The sequence below is a fragment of the Bradyrhizobium jicamae genome (genome assembly GCF_001440395.1).
Lineage (GTDB): Bacteria > Pseudomonadota > Alphaproteobacteria > Rhizobiales > Xanthobacteraceae > Bradyrhizobium > Bradyrhizobium jicamae.
This window is the reverse complement of record NZ_LLXZ01000214.1, coordinates 2,416-2,917: the sequence shown is the minus strand read 5'-3', so window position 1 is coordinate 2,917 and position 502 is coordinate 2,416. Positions and strand designations below refer to the sequence as shown.

The 502-nt window shown below is 59.0% G+C and carries 1 tRNA gene; it reads left to right on the top strand.

Features of this window, described 5'->3' with window-relative positions:
• Nucleotides 1-298 precede the first annotated feature (298 nt).
• Nucleotides 299-372: transfer RNA gene (locus tag CQ12_RS37000), tRNA-Trp, on the top strand.
• The last annotated feature ends 130 nt before the right edge of the window (nucleotides 373-502 follow it).

The window sequence follows — 502 nt, the reverse complement described above, 5'->3', positions numbered from 1 at the left end:
CATGACGTTCGAGCACTTCGCCGGCCAGGACGGTGACGAATGACGACAGCCGTTTGCCTTCTCCTCGCCCTCTATCTGCTCATGAAAAACCAACTCCAAGCCGCCGGGCTCGTTGCGCTGGTCGGGATCGTGAAGGTGTTGCCATGACCGAGCTTCTTCCCTGCCCGCTTTGCGGATCGACCAAGATCGATAGCGGCATTTGCTATCTCGAGGACAAGAGCAAGAGCGAGCCAGCGGTTCGCTGTGTCGATTGCGGTTGCCGAGCTACCTTGGCTGCATGGAGTTCACGTACATCTGAAGGTGGGAAGTGTTACGGTAGCACGACGGTCTCCAAAACCGTAAGCGCGGGTTCGACTCCCGCTCCATCTGCCATCCCAGCCTCTGCCCAAGGGGCGCAAGACCATGAGGCGCTTCAGGCGGCTTGGGCGGAGGGGTATGAATTCGGCCTGAATTCCCGCGACAAGACGCCCGGAGATATCGAACCTCTTTTGAAAGACCCGGT